At 35.3% G+C, this 1,097-nt stretch carries 1 protein-coding gene; it reads right to left on the bottom strand.

The genetic code is table 11. The features are described 5' to 3' along the window. Window positions 1-70: 70 nt before the first annotated feature. Window positions 71-1,097: hypothetical protein (locus Cyrtocomes_RS06040; protein WP_322498287.1), on the bottom strand; the 1,027-nt coding region annotated here is incomplete at its 5' end.

The following is a 1,097-nucleotide window of genomic DNA, read 5'->3' as shown; positions in this document are numbered from 1 at the left end:
AATCGACGCTTAGCATTACGATTTGAGAAATCCGATCTCTCTTTCCTTGCCTTTATAGCTTTAGCATCTATTAAATACAACCTTTGTTAACAGTGCCTATACAAACTACGAAGATAACTGATGCAAAAATCACAACAAGCGCTATAACTATAGAAAATAGATTAGATAAAAGTAATGCGCTAATTTTAATCCATGTTGCGCGTCCAAATAACTCTTTAAATGGTTGGTCAAATATAGAAAAAATTGCCCCAGGACCATTCGATAAATCGATATTATTATAATTAAATACACTGGCCCCGCTCAATATTCTCGATATTATATCCGCAGATCCAGTAGTTACAAAATTAAAGAACGTATCGTTAAAAAACTCCCAACTTCTTTCCGATATCAAGGCAATAACAACTGAAGTTTTAATTAGCCTGTTTGCAAGCTCTTGTTTGTTGAAATTTGCAATACCAATCAAGAAGGAAGCGGCACTTATGGCGATATAAATTGCTAGAGTCGTTTGTATGGCCCCAATAAAATTCTTACCTTTAATTAAATTTTCAAAAACTTTTTTTACAACACCATCAGCGCGATCTTTTGAATCATATTTAAAAAAGTAATTGTATATCCTATTCACTATTTGCGATACTGGCTTAAATGCACTATCGCCATCATCCTTCTTTACAACCATAACAGCATAACTACCCGCCATATTGTAGAATGTACAATTCCCAGCACCGCATGCCCCCTGAACTTGCGCTGGATTAATCTTGAAAAATAAAACACCCTTTTTATCTTGCTGTTCAAAAATAGGTTTTAACGTTTTTGTTCCATCTAATATCTCAAGTGGAACATTGTACCATTTGGCGTTTTCAGGCTCGTAAAGATCTTTTACTGTATTCTTATAAACAATAGCATATTGGAGACCCTGCCCCTTTTCTATAGGGCACCCCCTCCATGAAACAGTAACGTCAATTCCACCACTGTATTTAGCACGTGGGTCTGCAGAATCATTAGGCACTGTTAACAAAGGTTTTGCCAAATAATGGAAAAGATGCAATATTATATTGGAGGCGATAAATATGGTATTTAGATGGATAAAAGGTTGTTTC

The sequence above is a fragment of the Candidatus Cyrtobacter comes genome (assembly GCF_034470605.1).
GTDB classification, from domain to species: Bacteria; Pseudomonadota; Alphaproteobacteria; order Rickettsiales; family Midichloriaceae; genus Cyrtobacter; species Cyrtobacter comes.
The sequence above is the reverse complement of the archived record's forward strand: the minus strand, read 5'-3'. Positions and strand labels throughout refer to the sequence as shown.